The organism is Pseudovibrio japonicus (genome assembly GCF_014651595.1).
Taxonomy (GTDB): Bacteria; Pseudomonadota; Alphaproteobacteria; order Rhizobiales; family Stappiaceae; genus Pseudovibrio; species Pseudovibrio japonicus.
This window is the reverse complement of sequence record NZ_BMXE01000002.1, coordinates 712,027-730,920: the sequence shown is the minus strand read 5'-3', so window position 1 is coordinate 730,920 and position 18,894 is coordinate 712,027. Positions and strand designations below refer to the sequence as shown.

Below are 18,894 nucleotides of genomic sequence, written 5' to 3'. Positions count from 1 at the left end.
CAAACTGTTGCCTATTGGCACCATAAAATTGAAGAAGCAATCGCCTTTGCATCCCAATTCACACGGCAAAACTCTTATTGATCCATCAGCGCCACGCGGAACCACAGCGTTTATGTCAATCTTTTCAGCAGACAGCGGCGAAAATCTTTAAGGCTCTACGGGCACGCTCTCAAGTCAGTTGAACACTGCCGCATCAAAACAATTGTATCTTTAATTAAGATTATTGGGAAAAATAATCCTCTTGGTTTAAGAGCCTATGACGATTATTCCTTGAAAATTCAGTGATAGTGGCTGTCTCTCTATCCAACACGAAACAAGAATACCGCCCCCAGCCCTCTGAAAGGTGCCTAACATATGTTCCTCAGCGTCTTTGAAATGTTCAAGATCGGAATAGGTCCATCATCTTCCCATACGATGGGACCGATGACCGCTGCCGCGCGTTTTCTGGATGAGTTGAGAGACGGCAGACGCATATGGCCCGGCGCAGGCGCCCCCAAGCGACTGCGCTGCACACTGCACGGCTCACTGGCGTGGACCGGCAAAGGGCACGCAACCGACAGAGCAGTGGTTCTTGGACTGGCAGGCTTCACCCCGGAAACACTGGATCCGGATGAAGCCGAGGCTCTGGAACAAAAGATCGCCAAAGAAAAGAAGCTCCACCTGCACGGCCTGCCAGAACTGGAATTTGATCCTGAGCGAGACATCATTTTCGACTTCGAGAAAAATCTACCCGGCCACGCCAATGGAATGGTGATCGAAGCCTACGATGCGCAAGACCGCCTTCACCTGCAGGAAACCTTCTACTCCATCGGTGGCGGCTTTGTTCTGACTGAAGAGGAACTCGAGCGCCAAAAGGCTGCGGAAGCTTCTGGCAAACAAGCTGCTGATGAAGCCAAAGCAATGCCCTACCCGTTTGCGACCGCAACTGAAATGCTGGAAATGGGTCAGAAGTCCGGCAAAACCATCGCCCAGATGAAGCGTGCCAACGAAATCACCTCCCTTGACCCACTAGAGCTGGACACAAGGATCTGGCAAATCTGGGAGGTCATGAACGCATGTATGGAGCGCGGCCTCAACACCGAGGGCGAACTGCCGGGTGGCCTCACTGTTAAGCGCCGCGCCGCTGCGATCAAGCGCCAGCTGGAAGACGAGCGCGGCAACAACATGAGTATGCCACACGTCGTCAACGACTGGCTTTCTGTATACGCCATGGCCGTGAATGAAGAAAACGCAGCTGGCGGCAAAGTTGTCACCGCGCCAACCAACGGCGCAGCTGGCGTTATTCCTGCTACCATCGAGTACTACCGCGAACATTGCCCCGGCAGCAACGACGAAGGCATCAAAACCTTCCTGCTCACCGCAGCAGCCGTTGGTGGCATCATCAAACACAACGCCTCTATTTCTGGCGCAGAAGTTGGCTGCCAGGGTGAAGTTGGCTCCGCCGCAGCCATGGCAGCAGCAGGCCTGTGTGCGGCCCTTGGCGGCACCAACGAGCAGATTGAAAACGCAGCCGAAATCGCACTAGAGCACCATCTTGGCATGACGTGTGATCCGGTTGGCGGACTTGTTCAGGTCCCATGCATTGAGCGCAATGGCCTCGGCGCCATCAAGGCCGTCTCAGCTGCCTCACTGGCACTGCGCGGCGATGGCTCCCACTATATGCCGCTGGACAACTGCGTCGAAGCAATGCGCCAGACTGGCGTTGAAATGAGCGACAAGTACAAAGAAACCAGCAAGGGTGGCTTGGCAGTCAACCTGCCAGAGTGCTGATTGATCAGGTTTCGGTGGCGGCAGTCTTCTGCCCCACCATCATCTGGCGTTTTCTGCCATACCCTTTGATGCGCTCAACCTCAAAGCCAGCTTCCTGCAAATTACGCCGCACCCACCCGGCAGCCGTATAAGTCGCGAAGGACCCGCTGGCCGCCGTTTTCTCTCCAACTGCCTGCATCAGTTCCTTGCCCCACAGCTCCGGGTTCCCCGCAGGGTTGAAGCCATCAAGGAACCAGGCATCCACAGGTTCTGAAAAAGTCGGCAACATCTCACGCGCATCGCCAATACCGACCAGCAGTCGCACACCATCAATGGTGATCGTGTTCCAACCCGGCTGAGGCTCCCAGGCGGCGACCAGCTTGTCAGTCAGCTCTTTCAGCTCTGGCCATTGGGAAAGAGCTTTCTCCATCTCCGATGCATCCATCGGATAAAGCTCAAACGAAACATAAGTCAGCTGGGTCCGCTGCGCCTCAGGTAAACTCAACAGCAACTCCAGCGTGGCAAGAAAATTGAGTCCGGTTCCAAACCCAAGCTCGGCAATCGTGAAAGACTGTATATTGACCCAGCGCTCAGGGAGACGATTTCCCAGCAGAAATACGTAACGCGTTTCGCCTAATCCACCCGCTTTGGAGTAATAAGTATCCCCAAACTGCGACGCATACGGCACATTCGCGTCATCCCATTCCAATTTTGGGCGCTCTGTCATATGTCTAAGCCAAATCTCTAACGTAAAAATCGGTTCGGGCTTATACCCCAACCTGGGAAATAAAAAAACATGACCTACGATATTGTTGTTGTTGGTGGGGGAATCTTCGGACTCAGCGTCGCCAAGGCCGCACTCGGAAAAGGCTTGAAAGTCGCTCTGCTGGAAAAAAATACGATTGCTTCAGGCGCAAGCGCTGGCCTCGTTGGCGCTTTGATGCCTCATGTTCCAAGCCAGTGGAACGAAAAAAAGCAATTCCAGCTGGACGCCCTGATGGAACTCTCCGATATCGTAGCTGAGCTGGAAGAAGCCACCGGCCTATCCGTTGGCTACAGCCGCGCAGGTCGTCTGATCCCGCTCTATACAGAACACAAACTTGAGCACTCCCTCGCCCGCGTTGAAGAAGCTAAACAACGCTGGCGAAGTGATGAAACAGGATTCACCTTCAATGTCGTAAAAGAAACACCATTTAGCGATTGGCTGACACCAGAAGCAGCGCCCCTCGGCATCATCTGGGATACCCTGGCCGCCCGCGCCAACCCACGCCTTGTCTCAGCTGGCCTCAAAGCCTTTCTGGAGCCGCACATCCCTATCATGGAACACACAGAGTTTCTCGGGTTCGATGAAACCACGGGCACAGTTTCCCTTGGCAACGGCGAAACGCTGAGTGCTGACCGCATTGTGTTGTCAGCAGGCTATGAAGGATTTGGGCCTCTCAGCGCAATCGCTGGCAAAACCATCGGCATGGGCGTTAAAGGACAATCCCTCCTGCTAGAGTACAAAACAGAAAAGCCGCTCCCGGTGATCTACGATGACGGTATTTATGTTGTCTCCCACGCCAACGGCACGGTCGCTATTGGCTCCACCTCAGAGCAGGAGTGGACCAGCAAAGAGCCCGTCGAAGACGATATCCAAAAGATGCTCGCCAAGGCAATCGCATTCTGCCCATCACTAAAAGGCGCGCCAATCACTGCCCGTTGGGCTGGAATACGCCCGAAATGCAAAAAGCGTGATCCATTGGTCGGCCTCGTACCGGGCAAGGATAAGACTTGGGTGGCAACCGGCGGCTTCAAAATCTCCTACGCCATCTCCCACCGCATCGCTGCTTGCCTGATGCAGGAAATGTTCCCGGAACAGGGAAAACCAATCCACCTCCCAGAAAGCTTCAAGCCCCCTCACCACTTTGGCTAAAGCCTGAAATTAGGACGCAAAAACAGCGCGATACTTCCGCTTGATAGCCCGCTGTTTCTATGAACTGGCCTTTTTTCAAGGCCTGACGGAGAAAATTAGCTCTAAATATAGAAAAATGAGGCATGCTGGATCTTGCAGCTGCCTCAGTTCAAAGTTACATGAGGAATAACTCGGTTTCCTCAGCTCTGTCCTAGAGGAAGCAATACAGTTAGTTCATCTCCGCAAACTTGGAGTTCAACCAGTCCATGCGCGCTATTCTTGATGTCGTTTTCATCATCTTAAATCTTTACACGTGGGTCATCATTGCAAACGTGATCTTCTCGTGGCTCTACGCGTTCAACGTGGTGAACTCGAGCAATCAGTTCATCGCCATGATCGGCCAGACGCTTTATAACCTGACCGAACCGCTGCTGCGCCCAATCCGCCGGTTCCTGCCACCAATGGGTGGACTGGATCTGTCACCGATTGTGTTGCTCCTCGGGATCTTCCTTCTTGAGCGTATCATTGGCCTCTACGTCTACCCCTACGTATTCTAGAGCATTCGCCAGAAAACGGGCTCTAAGTCGTGGCTAAACACGAATGCCCATGGAAGCTGCAGGCTGACGGAGTTCTCATTACCGTCCGCCTCACACTCAGATCCTCCAAAGATCAGGTTGAAAAGATTGGCGAGCAGTCGGATGGCCGGCCGCTCGTTTTGGCTCGCGTACGCGCAGCGCCAGAAAAAGGCGCAGCAGACAAAGCCATTGCAGCTCTCTTTGCAAAAGCACTCGCAGTCTTAAAATTATCAGTGGGAGTCATTCCAGGCTCTAGCGCCCGCATAAAAACACTGCGTGTTCTGTGTGAACCGCAGCAACTGGTAAAAAGGCTAGAAGATCCTCTCTCCTAGCCTCCATACTATTAATCTTCGAGCTTGCGTGCTTCTTCTTCCAGCATAATCGGAATTCCATTCCGAATTGGATAAGCCAGCTTCGCTGCGCGAGAAATCAACTCCTGGTTTTCGGCGTTGTACTCAAGCGTTGTCTTCGTCACCGGGCAAACCAACAGCTCAAGAAGACGTCGGTCCAGCTGTGGCGCTTCAAATTCGCTCATAGAGCCCTCATTCATCTTTTATCTTAACCTGCGTCACTGGAGAGTGCTGCCAGTACCACCATTGCCGCGTGCGAGCTCGACCTCAGCCAACGCAACAAGCGTATCCGCACGCACTTTCAGGTTCTCCGTTTCCAAGAGAGCCTGCTTCTCTTTTGGTCCATAAGGACTCATCATGCACAACGCATTGACCAATATCTCGGTAGATGCGGAATTGACGCTATCCCAATCCGCTTCCAGCTCATTCACGCTCAGATATGCCTTCAGCGTTGCAAGCAGCTGGTCCCGGTCAACCTCATCTTCGCCAAAGCCTGTCTTCAGATCACTGGCGAAACGGGTTGGGTCAACATGTCCACGACGGAACGGCGCGCGCTCTTCCAGCTCACCACGCAGTTCAAAGCGGGAAACACCAGAAAGCGTAATCAGATAGCGCCCGTCACCACTCTCCTGAAAACCGGTAATACGCCCCATACAGCCCACAGTGCAAAGCTTTGGCCGTCCGGCCAACTCTTCGTCAGTCGTATCAAACTGCGGCTGAATTACCCCAATCATGCGATCCGTGCGCAAGGCATTGTCAATCATCGCGGTATAGCGCGGCTCAAATACATTGAGAGGCATATGGGAGCGCGGGAGCAAGATAGCCCCCGGCAAAACAAACAACGGCACAACCTGCGGCAGGTCATCCAGACCTGCGTAGGTCGCATTTCCAACAGTCATCGAGGCCACTTAAGTGCTCTCCGCTCTTATTATCAGGCCAAGATTACGAGAATAGAATTGAGGAGAGTTTACGGCGACCGTAAACAGCACCTGAATCTTTGAAGCCCCAAGCTTCAAAAAACTGCAGCAATTGCTTGCGTGCACCATCTTCATTCCACTCGCGATCACGGCGAATAATCTCGATCAACTCATCAACAGCCCCGTTCTTGTCACCTTTGCCGCTAAGCGCCACTGCAAGATCAAAACGCGCCTGATGGTCGTCAGCGTTTGCGTCTACGCGCTGGCGCAATTCGGCAAGGTCATCAAGACCTTCTGCCTGCTCGGCAAGCTCTAGCGCCGCTTTCGCAGCAACAAAATGCTGAGAGTCGCGTTTGTCTTCAGGAACCATATCCAGCATTTGCTTTGCATGATCTTTCTCTGCAAGCGCCAGATAGCACATCGCAAGGCCACACAGCGCATGCACATTGCCAGCGTCGATAGAAAGCGCACCACCGTAAAGCTGCGCGGCTTCCGGATACCCTTCAGCATCCCGAAGCTCATCAGCTTTTTCCAGCATAACTTCCAGATCGCTTGGCCCAATCTGCACGCCGATACGGTCGAGAAACTTCTTAATCTCGCCTTCGGTCTGCGCACCCATGAACCCGTCAACAGGCTGGCCACCTTTAAACGCAAAAACAGCCGGGATCGACTGAACACCCATCTGACCCGCAACTTCCGGGTAGTCTTCGATGTTCATCTTCACCAGCTTAAGCGCGCCATTGGCTTCCTTAACGACTTTCTCAAGCGTCGGGGTAAGCTGCTTACACGGACCACACCACGGTGCCCAGAAGTCAACGAGAACAACCTGATTACGGGAGCCCTCAATAACATCCTGCACAAAAGTCTGAGTGGTTGTATCAACAATCAAGTCAGCAGCATTGGCTGCCGGTGCTGCGGATGGAGAAGCTGCGCCAGCCTGTGTGTTGGTCTGGTACCCGCCGCCATATCCACCGCCGCCTAGGGAGCCACCAAAGCTACCACCTACGGAATATCCGGATCCACTCATTATCTTGACCCTTTACCTGAATTGGGAGCTGCTTACGTCAGCGCTCCTCATATCAAAAATCTCTAACTGCTGCCTAAAATGGTCGTAGAAGAGACCAATTACAATTGGCGAACGCTCAGTTTTTATAGATCTTCAGTGACTTTCTGCGCTTCTTCAGAGACCGCAAGTACTCTTGCATCATGCCCGCACGCTTTGGCAAACGCCATCAGACCTTCCGCCGAAATCGCGGTGGAAGCGTTGTTCAGCAGCGGATGGAAGTTCAGAGTTTCCTGCTCCATCATATTTGCATCAAACACCACAGACACCCGCTGCACGTCCCGGTCATTAATCAGCGAGAACGGCGTAACCGATCCCGGAGTAACGCCCAGCACCTCTTCAAGCAGGTCTGCCTTACCAAAGGAAACACGACCGGACGCGCCAATAACCGCAGAAATCTTCTTCAAATCGATCGTCGCATCATGGAGCGCAACCACCAAAAAGAGGTTCCCCTTTTTATCCTTGAGAAACAGGTTCTTGGTGTGGCCTCCCGGAATACGATCATGCAGATCAGCAGACTCGGCAACCGTAAAAACCGGCTCGTGATCAACAGTAGAAACCGGAATGTTCAAGTCCTCGAAAAAGGACATCAGTTGCGGACGGCTTGCTGGCATGTAGAAGAACCTCCTCCAAGTCTCTGAAATAACCCAAGTGTTTGCCACATAAATGCTGCTCCGTTTTAAGCTACAAACAAAAAAAGGCAAGTAATCCCTGCAATCTGTCTGCCTCAGAGATATGCTAATCCGCAAATGGCGCCGACCTTCTCCAAGCTACAAAACATGATCTGCCCCCCAGAAAACTGAAAGTTTGCCGGCATCAGGATGTGACAGTCTCATGGACCTCAAAAATTTCCTGATCCCATTGAGATATATGACGGAACCGGTTTCTTAGCTCAAAGCCTCAACCAGCGTTTTCAGAGAAACGCACATACGTCATTTTACTCAAGTGCGATTATTTCCACAGCACTAAAACACCCCGTATTATCGTCATATCTATTTGATAGATATAAACTTTATCAACAACACCCTCAGTTTAAACGTCCACATACCGCTGGAAATCCCACAATGAATTTCAAATTCCTTGTTGCAATCACCCCGAGCTTTTGTCATATAGCTCCCACCTCACCGACGGGGCCGCCACAAACGGTCCTAGCGAAACAGAATGCGGGCGTAGCTCAGGGGTAGAGCATAACCTTGCCAAGGTTAGGGTCGTGAGTTCGAATCTCATCGCCCGCTCCAGTTTCTCTAAGAAGCTGAGTTTTCGCGAAGTTGGATTTTTTTGGATATGCGGGCGTAGCTCAGGGGTAGAGCATAACCTTGCCAAGGTTAGGGTCGGGCGTTCGAATCGCCTCGCCCGCTCCAAAAAAACAAAAGAACCGCCGCAAGGCGGTTTTTTGTTATCTGGACCTCGGTCTCAATCAAATCTCGCTTGAGTTATCCTCTTTCAGCCAAGGCGGAAACGGCGTGTTCTCGGCTGACATCATCCTCATAAACCGCGCCTTAAAGTAGTCAGTACGCCCGAACACTGGCAAAAACTTCTGCCTGAAGAGACGGATAGCTGTGCTATTTGAGGCGAAGAACCGCGTTCCGGAGTCGACAACTTTGATAACCTCTGCCGCAACAGGGCGACGATCCAGCATATATTGATGCGTATGCCCGGTAGAGACCTGCCAAGCCAACCAGGCCGCATCCTCAATTCCCAAATTCATGCCTCTCCCACCAAACGGTGAGTGCACATGAGCCGCATCTCCAACCAGAAAAACACGACCTTTTTGATAGAGGCTCGCCAGGCGGTGCGAGATCCGGAAGGTCGATTTCCAATGAACTTTGGTCACTTTCAGGATTGGCGGCAAAATTTCTAGCGGCTCAAGGTGGTCAGACACAATCCTCGCGCGCGTCGCTGAAATCGGTATGACACCGAAGATATACGGTGAGCGATCGAACATGGTCGGCCCATCCATAGAGATCGTCGGCTCCAACTCCACATCCGCAAGGCCCCAATCCTGAGGATAGGAACTGCCGGTAAAGCTCATCCCCATCTGGGTGCGGACAAGAGAATGCGCTCCATCTGCGCCGATCACCATAGACGGATGCAGGACCTCCTCGTCACCACTGCTCATCTGTATGGTAGCCGATACTGTATCATCTTGCTGATCGATCCGTATCAGTTCACATTCTCTCTCAACCTGCACGCCCTGCTCAGTCAGATGCCGCTCCAAAATAGTCTCGGTCTTATACTGCGGAAGGGACAGCATAAAATTGTAGGGGCCCCCAAGATCCGAGAGATCAACCTCCATCAACTCGTTATTTGGCCCACGAAAATGAACGTGGTTCAGCTTCCACGCTTTCTCCAGCAACTTCTCAGTCACGCCGGATGGTTTCAGGATCTGGAGAGTTCTCGGATTAATAGCAAGTGCCCGTGATTGAACGTGTGGGCGGTCGCTCTTATCAATGATGCGAGGGGCAAACCCACGTCGCTTCAGCTCTATTGCCGCAGTCAACCCGCTGGGGCCTGCACCAACAATCAGAATGGACCCTTTTTGCATTGCTATCCTACCGTGCAGAAAACTTATTCCTACAATCCTATAAAAAAGACACTGTCGGAGGATTGAACCAGTCACACGAACTTTAATGACTCTTGGAGCAGCTTGTTTGTCCTTCTTGACCTGACCCGGAAAGTGCCGTTTAGCTTCGCCTTAAAATTCTGACCGCACATGCTGCATGAAATTCTAAAGGATGGTGATCGATGACAACGCCCTGCCCATGTCAATCAGGAAAAGACTTCGAAGCCTGCTGTCAGCCTTTTCTGCAAGGTAAGGCCCTGCCTGAAACAGCAGAGCAGCTCATGCGCTCCCGCTACAGCGCCTACGCAACAAAGAACATCGAATACCTGAAAGACACCCTGTGGCCCCGCTACCAGAAAACCTTCAACCCAATTGAAGTCGCTGAATACGCAGCACAAACTCAGTGGGTCGGACTGGACATTCTCGCAACCGAAATGGGTCAGGCAGGAGACGCCAAAGGCAGCGTCCTCTTTTGTGCGAAATACCTTGCCCACGGCCAATTCGGAGAGCAGCGAGAACTCAGCCTCTTCAAAAAACGAAAGGGGCGTTGGTACTACGTCAAACCTCTTGAAGAAGGCGCCCGCCTCTAGAAAGGGGTCACCCTATTTCTGTCCAACGGAACTGTCTTAAGCGTATCAGAAAGAGCAGCCGGTCCCCGCTTAGTTTGGGCGGAAGCAGGGACCGGAAAAAGCTGCATGCATGAGAGGAGGCGTCCCTCTAGTACTGCCGGGCGGTAGCGCAGCTCTGCAATTTGCGATGTTTTCACCTTTAAGGCAGTCTTGGCAAAACTTCACTTTGTTCACTATATGTTCTAACATTGAATCCGTCAAATCGAACTCGAGTCAATCTACAAAAACCATTGGGATTTCGGTCCCAAATAATTCCGTCTTCACCACTCCATCTAAGCCTCTGTTTTAGCTCAGCAACTAGCTGCATCAGTAAACATGCCCCAGACATTCTGAAAATGTTAATTTTAATACTAGTAATAATATACCAGTAATAATTAGGGCATACCGCGTGCAAGAACTCCTCCTCAAATGGGCAGTCGTGCTTCTCCCCCGCCGCACTCAGGCGAAGCTGCTGCCGATTCTGGAAAAGATACTCAGCACCCTCTTCGGTCAAGGGGACGCAGGCGGAGCACAGCGCTCTGCGCTGATCGTCTTTGCACTACGTGTCGCAAGTGCCGCCCTCGCCTATATCATGCAGGTCTTTCTCGCACGCTGGATGGGAGCCACTGAATACGGTGTCTTCATCGTTGTCTGGACGGTCATCGTCATTCTGACCGTCTTCTCCGGCCTCGGCTTCTCTGTTTCACTGCTCCGTTTCATTCCGGAATATCTGGAGAAGAAGCAATACGAGCTCCTCAACGGCCTGCTCTTCAGCGCCCGCTTTCTTGTCTTACTCAGCTCCACCACCATCGCAGTGTTTGGCGTCTCCATCGCCTGGCTGTTCTCTGATTTTATCAGTAACGCTTACATCCTGCCGCTCTACCTAATCGCAGTCTGCCTGCCCATGCACACCTACACAGGCATGCTGGAGGGTGTCGCCCGCGCACAGGACTGGCAACTCAAGGCAATGATACCGGACTTCATTGGCCGACCGCTGCTGGTGCTCATATATATGCTGGTTGCTCTGGCGCTGGATTATCCCCCCACAGCAGTCACAGCCTGCATCGTAACCATCGCAGCCGTCTGGACCATCACGGTCCTCCAGACCATCATGATGGAAGTATCCCTGCGCAAAGTGCACCACCCTGCCCCGCGCAAGCTGCAAATAAAGTCATGGCTGCTGGTCTCTGTGCCTATGCTGGCGGTAGACGGCTTCTTTCAGCTCATCACCAGCTCGGACGTCATCCTGATCGGTCTCTGGCTTCCTCCGGATCAGGTCGGCATCTACTTCGCCGCCTCACGCACACTGGCACTAATGCATTTTGTTTATTACGCCGTACGCGCCGCCAGCGCACCGCGCATGGCCAGACTCTATCATTCCAACGATGAGGAAGGCCTCAAGGACTTCGTCCGCAACACCGCGCAAATGACTTTCTGGCCAACCTTACTCATGGCTGGATTCATCATGGCAGTCGGCCCATTCCTGCTCTCCTTGTTTGGTGAGAATTTCACGCAAGGCACACCAATCCTCTACATCCTCATCATAGGCGTGCTCGCCCGCGCATCTGTTGGGCCGGTTGATGCACTGCTAACGCTGTCAGGCCACCAGAACACCTGCGCAAAAATCTACGCCACCGTCTTTGTGGTGAACCTTATTCTCAACACCATCTTCATTCCAATACTCGGCCTTTATGGAGCTGCACTGGCAACCACACTGGTCATCATTTTCGAAGCATGCATTCTTTACCGCAGTGCCTCCAAACACCTTGGCCTGCACACATTCATTTTGCCATTGAAGAGACGGGAAACTGCAATCAATGAGGCAGGATAGCGCGACAATCAAACTGCTCACACCCGGCGAGGATGAGACCGTAGACCACCTATGGCAACAGCTGTCCCAGAACGCCATGGAGCCCAATCCGTTCTTCTCCAGCAGCTTCGTGAGCGCCTTCAACACACACAAAACAAACAGCTCAATCAAACTGATATTGGCACTGGACCCTTCCGGCACAAAAGCTCTCGCTGCCCTGCCCATCGTGAAGAAAAGGCGTGGCCTGCTCTTCAAGCTCCCCAGCGCAGTAGCTGGCGATTATGGACCCCTCGGAACGCTTTTACTCTCTGAAGAAGCGACACCCGAAGCACTGAACAAGCTGCTTGAGACCGCCTGTAATCTGAGCTGGGCCAAAATCCTGCTGCTCCCGTTCCATGGAACAGACGGCCCCGTTTACAAGCGCCTGCAAGACGCCCTGAAGACCAACGGTTGGCTGCAACGGGTGTCAGGTCAGGAGGATCGCGCTTTCCAGATGCCCGGCACAGAGGGACAGGCGAATTTCAAAGCTCTAAAGAAACGCTCCTCATGGAAAGGCGCCTTCAAAAATCAGCGGCGCCTAGAGAAACAAGGCACCCTCACATTCTCCATGCTGGAAAATCCAAGTGACATACAGACAGCGCTTGGAGACTTCCTGAGATTGGAGGCAGACGGGTGGAAAGGCGAACAAGGCACCGCACTTCTTTCCAGAGAACCTGACGCAGCCTTCACCAGAGAGATGGTCTCAAAACAAGCCCAAGCAGGAAATATCCGTATCGGACAATTACGACTAGACGGAAAGCTGATCGCAACCAACCTTCTGCTCCGCGAGAAAGGTCGCATATTTGGCTGGAAGACAACCTTCAACGAGAGCCTTGCCAAGTTCTCACCCGGCCAATTACTCATCTACTACACCACGCAAACACTCTTGGAAGACCCAGAATTTTCCGGTGCAGATTCCCTTTCATCCCCTGACAATCAGATGGCAAACAAAGCCTGGACAGCAAGGTTTGCATACACCACCCTGCTGATCGGAAAAGGTCCGATAGCACGTTTTGCAATGTGGGAGGCGGACGCCGGAGCACGCGCGAAGCAGACTCTAAAGGGAAACATCAAGAAGGTGCTAGGCCGCAAATAACACCTAACCTTCAACCAGATCAGCTTCTTCCTGCGCCCTGCTCCGTAAGATCCGGCGAATAACCTTTCCGCTGGTCGTCAGCGGCATCTCGGAGACAAACTCAATCTCCCGCGGATATTCATGAGCGGAAAGCCGCACGCGCACGTATTGGCGAATGTCCTCAACCAAAGCATCGCCCTGCTCAAACCCATCCTTCAGAACAATATACGCCTTCACAATCTCCGTGCGCACCGGATCAGGCTTGCCGACAACAGCAGCCAGCCCAACCGCGTCATGCTTGATCAGGCAATCTTCAATTTCGGTAGGTCCAATACGGTAACCAGCAGACGTGATCACATCATCATTGCGGCCCACAAAGTGGATGTAACCATCTGCATCAACCACCCCCTGATCCCCAGTCAGCATCCAATCACCAAGGAACTTGCCCTCATCTGCATCAGGTCGCTTCCAATACCCCAGGAACATAACCGGCGTACCGCGTCGAACCGCAATCTCCCCCTGCTCTTCCAGCTCACAAACCGAGCCATCCGGGCGAATAACAGCAACATCATGCCCCGGCACAGGTTTGCCAATTGCACCCGCACGCGAAACACCGACTCCCGCACCGGAGCCAAGCACCAAATTACATTCGGTCTGCCCGTACATCTCGTTGGGAGCAACGCCAAGTGCCTCTGAGCACCATGCAAACGCCTCACACCCCAACGCTTCCCCAGCAGAGCAAACAGAACGTAGCTGAAGCTTTTCCTTGTATGGGCGATGATCGACACTCCGCATCATCTTAAGCGCAGTCGGCGGAATAAACGCATTGCGAACGCCATGGCGCACCATCAAATCAAACGCACCTTCAGGATCAAACTTGTCGATCCGCGCAGTCAACACAGGCACACCAAACTTCAGTGATGGCAGCAACGCATTCAGGAGCCCGCCAGCCCACGCCCAATCAGCAGGGGTCCAAAACAAGTCTCCAGTCTGCGGCAGAAATTCATGCGCCATCTGAATACCCGGCAAATGCCCGAGCAACACCCGATGGGCAAGCAGCGCCCCTTTGGGCTGCCCTGTCGTGCCAGAAGTATAGATCATCAACGCCGGATCATCTGGGCCGGTGGCACAGCTATCAAAACTGTCAGAGCTGCGCTCAAGCAGGCTATGGAAGCCAATCGCTCCCTCTCTTGCCCCATCAACGCAGATGACATGCTCAAGAAACGGCAGATGCTCACGCAGCGCATGAAGCTTCTCAAGTCCGGCCTCGTTAGTGATCACCACCTTCGCGCCAGCATTCTCCAGCCGGTATTGCAAGGCTTCAGGCCCAAACAAAGCCGCCAGCGGCACAGCAATCGCCCCAAGCCGGTAAATCGCAAAATGAGAGATGGCAGTTTCGGGCGCTTGAGGCAGCAGCAACGCTACACGGTCGCGTGGAGCTACCCCTAAAGACTGCAACGCATTGGCAAGTTGGCAGGAGTGCGCTTTGAGCTGACCATAGCTCCACGCTTCAACATCACCACAATCCAGCACATGCAGCAAAGCCGTGCGCATTGGCTCAACGTCGGCCCAACGATCACACGCATCAGACGCGATATTGTAGCTCGCCGGAATCGTCCAGCGAAACTGAGCGCGCAAGTCCTCGTATGTCGTCACTGGTGGCAGCACACCAGACCTCCCCCTAACCCGGATTTGAAAATCAAGGAGAGTTTATCGCTGCACCACCCAATGAGATACTGGCCTTTGGTCGCCCCTTAATCCAAGGAGAGCTGAGATTTAGCGCGGCCCAGCAACCACAAGGCTCCAGAAAACCTTGTACTTCGATCCCGGCGCATAAGCCGTCGCAATCCCGATGCGGGTTCCCTCCGCATCCAACATCACCGCATTATGCTTTGGCGAGTCACGCCAGCCAGAAAAGGCCTCCGCCCATCTGCGATAACCCGCGCTTAGGTTATTGACCGCAGGCACATCACCCTGCCCTACCTCATTCATCAAAACAGAAAGCCGAAGGTTCCCTTTGCGCGCAGCATTCACATCCTCGGCACGGGCCATCCCGTCAGCCTGAGCCTGCGCAATCCGTGTCAGAGTAGGATCGATGGAAACCGGAGGGCGATCTTTTTGCGCGCGGTAGCTGGAAATCATTGAAGCCACAACGTTTCCGTCGATCTGCGCAGAGTGACTCTCCAGATTTTGGTAATAGCTTGGTGTTTCATCAGTGTTCACACACCCAACAAGCGCCAGTCCAACAGCAAGAACCAGGGCAATACCGCCACCGCGAAACTTCTTCATACAATACCACTTTTCAGCAAATCTAGAATCTCCGTGCCACCCTATCGGCAAATTCCGGCAAGCCAAGCCCAAACTCGCAGCAAACACACAAGTGAACGTGATACAATCAAAAAAGGCCGGTCTTACCCGGCCTTCCTAACGTCCTGACAAAGTATTCAGGATGCTTCTTTTAACACATCAGCTTTGGCTGGTTCACCGCTCGCATCTTTGTTAGCTGCGTCTTCAGTCTCACCATTCTCAAGCTCGTCAGGAGGCGTCAGCGCGCTGCCCATCTCTTCAGAGCTCAAGACGCCCATGAGCCTTCCGTCCTCACAAACGACGGGAACCGGATAATCCGCCTCCAATGTGGCTGGAAGAGCTTCTTCCAAAGTGTTTTCCAGCTCCACAACACTGCTATCATCAGCAAACGCGTAAAGCGAAGGCGTTTCACCCTGTTTCGCGACTTCCTCAGCCAGAGCTTCCTGAGTGACAACACCGCGGAACTCTTTATCCTCAACCACATAGCCGAAGTCTTCGTCATTACGACGCATGTCAGCCAGTGCTTTTTCCATATTGTCATGGGTAATACGCAATGCTGGTGGTTGCATCACAGTACCAACGGTGAGCACCCGAGCGCGGTTCACATCACGAACAAACGCCCGCACATAGTCGTCAGCTGGTTCAAGAAGGATCTCCGGTGGTGTACCCACCTGTGACAGAACACCATCTTTCAGGATGGCAATCTTGTCGCCAATACGCAAAGCTTCATCCAGATCGTGCGTGATGAACACAATGGTCTTGTGTAGCTTCTCATGCAGTTCAACCAACTGATCCTGCATTTGCGAGCGGATTAACGGATCAAGCGCAGAAAATGCTTCATCCATCAGAATGATGTCCGAATCCGTTGCCAGCGCACGCGCAAGTCCAACACGCTGCTGCATGCCACCGGAAAGCTGGCTTGGGTACTGGTCTTCAAAACCAGCAAGACCAACGGTCTCAATCCATTTGCGTGCTGTTGCTTCACGCTCAGCCCTTGCAATGCCCTGTACTTCAAGACCGTACGCAACATTCTTAAGAACGGTACGATGCGGCATCAGGCCGAAGCGTTGGAAAACCATGGACATACGATGGCGGCGGAAGTCTTCCAACTCCTTGTTGGAAAGCCCCATAACATCCATGCCATCAACTAAGATGTGTCCGTCGGTAGGATCAATCAAACGGTTGAAGTGGCGGATAAGTGTAGACTTACCAGAACCGGAAAGGCCCATGATCACGAAGATCTCGCCTTTCTCAATGCTAAGAGAAACATCGTTCAAACCAAGGGTATGGCCGGTTTCAGCGAGCAGCTGCTCCTTGCCCATACCATTCTTGACCTTTGCGAGCTCTTTTTTAGGCGCACTACCAAAAATCTTGGTTATGTTTTGTACTTCGATTAGTGCCATCTCAGCGCCTTACCCTGTTACCTTGCGATGCGCCTGCATCCGTTGTCCGGCTGATTGTGTGATACGGTCAAACACAACCGCGAGCGCAACAATCGCTAGGCCGCCAAGCAATCCTTGCCCAGCATCATTTCGCTGCAATCCCAGTAGAACGGTTTCCCCGACACCACGTGCACCAATCATGGACGCAATAACCACCATAGCCAAGGCCATCATCATGGTCTGGTTAATACCTTGCATGATGGATGGAAGCGCGAGCGGAATCTGAACACCCTTAAGGATTTGCCAGCGCGTCGCGCCAAAGGCACGGCTCGCCTCAACAACTTCCTCATCAACATACCGAATACCAAGGTCTGTCAGACGGATAAGCGGAGGAGCGGCATAGATAATTGTCGCCAGAATAGCCGGAACCTTACCCAGGCCAAACAGCATGGCTGCCGGAATAAGGTAAACAAAGCTCGGGATCGTTTGCATCAAGTCCAGTACTGGATTCAGCAAAGATCTGAACCGATTAGAACGCGCAGAGATAATACCGAGCGGAACACCGATCACCACAGAGATCAGCACTGCAACGAGCAAGATTGCCACGGTCTGCATCGCTTGTTCCCAAAGGCCAAGCGCACCAATGAACCACATTGCAGCGACCATCGCCACGCTAAGGCCCCAACGTCGACTCGCCGCAAAGGTGATCAACCCGACGCAGACCAAGATAACGACAGGGTCGGCACTGCGCAGAACTCGCTCTAGTCGTACAAGCAAAAACAGGATGGAGTTGGAAAAGGCTTCAAATCCATCGCCGTAATTCACGACGAGAAAGTCAACCAGCTCATTTGTGGAAGTTCGGATAGGTTTCCCAATATCGGGAAACACGTCGAAAGCCATGTGATCCTCTTATTCTTAGCAAGGATCACGGAAACAGGTCCCGTGATCGCTTCTTATTCGAAGATTTTCAAAAACAGTGAGATGCCTGTAAGATTACAGAGCAGATTTCACTCGTTCTGCCACATCAGCTGGAACCCAGTTTGTCCAGAGTTCCTCGTTGGTCTTCAGGAACTCAACCGCAGCATCATCGGTGGTTCCACCTGTGTCCTGCATGAAGGCAAGAGCCTTGGAAACATCGTTACTGGTGGTCTCATAAGCAGTCAGGAATTCAACCAGCTTAGGTGCTGTTTCGTGGAATTCTGTGTTGACGTAAACGTGTGTCGCAGAAAGCGGGTATGCCACGGCTCTGGTCACCTTAGACGGATCAGTCTCATCGGACAGCTCATCCCAGATTTCCTTGTTGTATGCAGGTTCTTCCAGCTGAACCAGATCGTCAATAACCTTACCCATTACCCAGGTTGGACCCCAGTAATAGAACAAGATTGGCTTCTTGCGGCGGAGGTTGGACTCAATCGCCGCAGCCAACGCAGCGCCGGTACCTGGACGGAAGTTTACGTAAGTTTCGTTCAGCTTGTAGGCGTTCAGCTTCTTGGAGTTGATAACCTCACAGCCCCAACCAGCGATACAATTATAGAAACGACCCTTGCCTGGCTCTTCTGGATCAGCAAACACGTCTTTGTATTTTGGCAGGTCAGCAACAGACTTCAGGCCTTTCGCTGGTGCGTCATCACCTTCTACCAGATACTTCGGCACAAACCAAGCCTGCGTCGCATCTGGGAAGTTTACGCCAAGGTCAACAAACTGCTTTCTCTCCTGACCTTCAGCAAGCGCTTCAGTCACGTTGTCAGGCCAGATTTCCATGGTCACATCGATATCACCGCGTGCCATACCGTTCAGGAGCGGAATAGTGGAGCCAGGAATAACATCTGTCTCACAGCCATACCCTTTTTCAGCAATGAACTGAGCAACCGAGTTGTGGAATGCGTTGGAATCCCAATCCAAACCAGCAAATACAATCGGGCGATCAATCTCACAAACAGGATCTGCTGCTTCTGCTGAGGACACAGCAAAAGGCAATGCAACCACGCACGCAGCGAGAGCAGACTTAAAATTCAACACATAGGCCTCCAAACAACCAAAACACAATTTGGGCCGGTCAGAGAGAAAAGCTGACAAGGACAGCTTGTCGTTCTGGCCGCGACACCAAGTCAAAAACTCATTAAACACAGGACACACTATGATCAGTGTATCAACTGCATAGCTAAAAATAGATATATTAAAGTGCCTGTCAACTTAGATATATCCTCAGGATGCCCTCAAAAAATAGATCCATCAGAATTTACTTTATAATTACATTAAATATGAAGTTATAACACTTGAAAATCGCCTTACTACGATCGGCAAAAACACAAATTAAGAGAAAAAAAATTTACCGAAGCAAAACAACTATTTTAGACTTTCTTCAGCACAAATTCACCCATCTAAATTCAAGTAATTTATAAGTAAAACTAAATATAAAAATAAACACCAATGGGACTGAACAATCGTACAGATGAAAACATTTAACGCAGAGAAAAGGATCTTACTATTCTTCTATATTGAATAGTCGTTCAATAAAAAATCAGAACGCAAAAACTATAAAAAAAAGGAAGTTGGCCGCAG

The 18,894-nt window shown here is 52.1% G+C and carries 18 protein-coding genes and 2 tRNA genes; 9 read left to right on the top strand and 11 right to left on the bottom strand.

What is annotated here, in order from left to right:
- Nucleotides 1-354 precede the first annotated feature (354 nt).
- Complete coding sequence (locus IE076_RS08165) at nt 355-1,770, top strand: L-serine ammonia-lyase (protein ID WP_189436252.1); 1,416 nt, start codon at nt 355-357, stop codon at nt 1,768-1,770.
- Nucleotides 1,771-1,774: 4 nt separating this feature from the next.
- On the opposite strand, the gene mnmC2 is transcribed toward IE076_RS08165, so the two are convergent.
- A complete protein-coding gene (gene mnmC2 / locus IE076_RS08160; RefSeq protein ID WP_189436251.1) occupies nt 1,775-2,476 on the bottom strand; it encodes a tRNA (5-methylaminomethyl-2-thiouridine)(34)-methyltransferase MnmC2 in 702 nt (233 codons plus the stop codon).
- 69 nt (nt 2,477-2,545) lie between these two features.
- On the opposite strand from mnmC2, the gene IE076_RS08155 reads away from it, so the two are divergent.
- The 3 genes from IE076_RS08155 (at nt 2,546) to IE076_RS08145 (ending at nt 4,550) form a co-directional block, all read left to right on the top strand.
- The gene (locus IE076_RS08155; RefSeq protein WP_189436250.1) at nt 2,546-3,664 is read left to right on the top strand and encodes an NAD(P)/FAD-dependent oxidoreductase; all 1,119 of its coding nucleotides are present in this window, start codon (nt 2,546-2,548) and stop codon (nt 3,662-3,664) included.
- Between the two features lie 245 nt (nt 3,665-3,909).
- Nucleotides 3,910-4,200 carry a YggT family protein gene (locus IE076_RS08150; protein ID WP_189436249.1) on the top strand — a complete coding sequence of 97 codons (291 nt, stop codon included), beginning with the start codon at nt 3,910-3,912 and terminating at the stop codon, nt 4,198-4,200.
- A 29-nt stretch (nt 4,201-4,229) separates the two neighbouring features.
- The gene (locus tag IE076_RS08145; RefSeq protein WP_189436248.1) at nt 4,230-4,550 is read left to right on the top strand and encodes an ACR/YggU family protein; all 321 of its coding nucleotides are present in this window, start codon (nt 4,230-4,232) and stop codon (nt 4,548-4,550) included.
- Between the two features lie 11 nt (nt 4,551-4,561).
- Here the strand turns inward: IE076_RS08145 and IE076_RS08140 are convergent, their stop codons facing one another.
- The 4 genes from IE076_RS08140 to IE076_RS08125 all read right to left on the bottom strand — a co-directional run bounded on the left by IE076_RS08140 (nt 4,562) and on the right by IE076_RS08125 (nt 7,162).
- Nucleotides 4,562-4,753, bottom strand: a complete 192-nt coding sequence (locus IE076_RS08140; RefSeq protein ID WP_008550557.1) for a Trm112 family protein — start codon at nt 4,751-4,753, stop codon at nt 4,562-4,564.
- 33 nt (nt 4,754-4,786) lie between these two features.
- The gene (locus tag IE076_RS08135) at nt 4,787-5,467 is read right to left on the bottom strand and encodes an LON peptidase substrate-binding domain-containing protein (protein WP_189436247.1); all 681 of its coding nucleotides are present in this window, start codon (nt 5,465-5,467) and stop codon (nt 4,787-4,789) included.
- A gap of 43 nt (nt 5,468-5,510) precedes the next feature.
- Nucleotides 5,511-6,512 carry a thioredoxin gene (gene trxA, locus IE076_RS08130; RefSeq protein WP_189436246.1) on the bottom strand — a complete coding sequence of 334 codons (1,002 nt, stop codon included), beginning with the start codon at nt 6,510-6,512 and terminating at the stop codon, nt 5,511-5,513.
- Between the two features lie 122 nt (nt 6,513-6,634).
- Nucleotides 6,635-7,162, bottom strand: coding sequence for a prolyl-tRNA synthetase associated domain-containing protein (locus IE076_RS08125; protein WP_189436245.1), 528 nt, complete (start codon nt 7,160-7,162; stop codon nt 6,635-6,637).
- A 549-nt stretch (nt 7,163-7,711) separates the two neighbouring features.
- Between IE076_RS08125 and IE076_RS08120 the strand changes: the two genes are divergently transcribed.
- Both IE076_RS08120 and IE076_RS08115 read left to right on the top strand, forming a co-directional pair.
- A tRNA-Gly gene (locus tag IE076_RS08120) sits at nt 7,712-7,786 on the top strand.
- 48 nt (nt 7,787-7,834) lie between these two features.
- Nucleotides 7,835-7,909, top strand: a tRNA-Gly gene (locus tag IE076_RS08115).
- Nucleotides 7,910-7,965: 56 nt separating this feature from the next.
- Here the strand turns inward: IE076_RS08115 and IE076_RS08110 are convergent.
- Nucleotides 7,966-9,093, bottom strand: coding sequence for an FAD-dependent oxidoreductase (locus IE076_RS08110; protein WP_189436244.1), 1,128 nt, complete (start codon nt 9,091-9,093; stop codon nt 7,966-7,968).
- Between the two features lie 200 nt (nt 9,094-9,293).
- Here IE076_RS08110 and IE076_RS08105 point away from each other — a divergent pair, with 200 nt between their 5' ends.
- The 3 genes from IE076_RS08105 (at nt 9,294) to IE076_RS08095 (ending at nt 12,664) form a co-directional block, all read left to right on the top strand.
- Nucleotides 9,294-9,701: a YchJ family protein gene (locus IE076_RS08105; RefSeq protein ID WP_189436243.1), complete on the top strand. Its 408-nt coding sequence runs from the start codon at nt 9,294-9,296 to the stop codon at nt 9,699-9,701.
- Between the two features lie 427 nt (nt 9,702-10,128).
- Nucleotides 10,129-11,550 carry a lipopolysaccharide biosynthesis protein gene (locus IE076_RS08100; protein ID WP_189436242.1) on the top strand — a complete coding sequence of 474 codons (1,422 nt, stop codon included), beginning with the start codon at nt 10,129-10,131 and terminating at the stop codon, nt 11,548-11,550.
- On the top strand, nt 11,537-12,664 hold the full coding sequence (locus IE076_RS08095) for a GNAT family N-acetyltransferase (protein ID WP_189436241.1): 1,128 nt from the start codon (nt 11,537-11,539) through the stop codon (nt 12,662-12,664). The genes IE076_RS08100 and IE076_RS08095 overlap by 14 nt, the downstream gene beginning before the upstream one ends.
- A 3-nt stretch (nt 12,665-12,667) precedes the next feature.
- Here IE076_RS08095 and IE076_RS08090 read toward each other — a convergent pair whose 3' ends face one another.
- From IE076_RS08090 to IE076_RS08070, 5 genes are all read right to left on the bottom strand, one after another.
- Nucleotides 12,668-14,311: an AMP-binding protein gene (locus IE076_RS08090; protein ID WP_189436240.1), complete on the bottom strand. Its 1,644-nt coding sequence runs from the start codon at nt 14,309-14,311 to the stop codon at nt 12,668-12,670.
- A 108-nt stretch (nt 14,312-14,419) separates the two neighbouring features.
- Complete coding sequence (locus IE076_RS08085) at nt 14,420-14,932, bottom strand: CAP domain-containing protein (protein WP_189436239.1); 513 nt, start codon at nt 14,930-14,932, stop codon at nt 14,420-14,422.
- A gap of 155 nt (nt 14,933-15,087) precedes the next feature.
- Nucleotides 15,088-16,353: a quaternary amine ABC transporter ATP-binding protein gene (locus IE076_RS08080; protein ID WP_189436238.1), complete on the bottom strand. Its 1,266-nt coding sequence runs from the start codon at nt 16,351-16,353 to the stop codon at nt 15,088-15,090.
- A gap of 9 nt (nt 16,354-16,362) precedes the next feature.
- Nucleotides 16,363-17,220, bottom strand: a complete 858-nt coding sequence (locus tag IE076_RS08075; protein ID WP_209008977.1) for an ABC transporter permease — start codon at nt 17,218-17,220, stop codon at nt 16,363-16,365.
- A gap of 105 nt (nt 17,221-17,325) precedes the next feature.
- Entirely contained in the window at nt 17,326-18,351 is a 1,026-nt protein-coding gene (locus IE076_RS08070) for an ABC transporter substrate-binding protein (RefSeq protein WP_189436236.1), read from the bottom strand.
- Nucleotides 18,352-18,894: the final 543 nt, after the last annotated feature.

What these genes read in the sequence shown, in the direction of transcription:
- IE076_RS08165 (WP_189436252.1), top strand. Translation starts at nt 355, where the DNA reads ATGTTCCTCAGCGTCTTTGAAATGTTCAAGATCGGAATAGGTCCATCA.
- mnmC2 (WP_189436251.1), bottom strand. Translation starts at nt 2,476, where the DNA reads ATGACAGAGCGCCCAAAATTGGAATGGGATGACGCGAATGTGCCGTAT.
- IE076_RS08155 (WP_189436250.1), top strand. Translation starts at nt 2,546, where the DNA reads ATGACCTACGATATTGTTGTTGTTGGTGGGGGAATCTTCGGACTCAGC.
- IE076_RS08150 (WP_189436249.1), top strand. Translation starts at nt 3,910, where the DNA reads ATGCGCGCTATTCTTGATGTCGTTTTCATCATCTTAAATCTTTACACG.
- IE076_RS08140 (WP_008550557.1), bottom strand. Translation starts at nt 4,753, where the DNA reads ATGAGCGAATTTGAAGCGCCACAGCTGGACCGACGTCTTCTTGAGCTG.
- IE076_RS08135 (WP_189436247.1), bottom strand. Translation starts at nt 5,467, where the DNA reads ATGACTGTTGGAAATGCGACCTACGCAGGTCTGGATGACCTGCCGCAG.
- trxA (WP_189436246.1), bottom strand. Translation starts at nt 6,512, where the DNA reads ATGAGTGGATCCGGATATTCCGTAGGTGGTAGCTTTGGTGGCTCCCTA.
- IE076_RS08125 (WP_189436245.1), bottom strand. Translation starts at nt 7,162, where the DNA reads ATGCCAGCAAGCCGTCCGCAACTGATGTCCTTTTTCGAGGACTTGAAC.
- IE076_RS08110 (WP_189436244.1), bottom strand. Translation starts at nt 9,093, where the DNA reads ATGCAAAAAGGGTCCATTCTGATTGTTGGTGCAGGCCCCAGCGGGTTG.
- IE076_RS08105 (WP_189436243.1), top strand. Translation starts at nt 9,294, where the DNA reads ATGACAACGCCCTGCCCATGTCAATCAGGAAAAGACTTCGAAGCCTGC.
- IE076_RS08095 (WP_189436241.1), top strand. Translation starts at nt 11,537, where the DNA reads ATGAGGCAGGATAGCGCGACAATCAAACTGCTCACACCCGGCGAGGAT.
- IE076_RS08085 (WP_189436239.1), bottom strand. Translation starts at nt 14,932, where the DNA reads ATGAAGAAGTTTCGCGGTGGCGGTATTGCCCTGGTTCTTGCTGTTGGA.
- IE076_RS08080 (WP_189436238.1), bottom strand. Translation starts at nt 16,353, where the DNA reads ATGGCACTAATCGAAGTACAAAACATAACCAAGATTTTTGGTAGTGCG.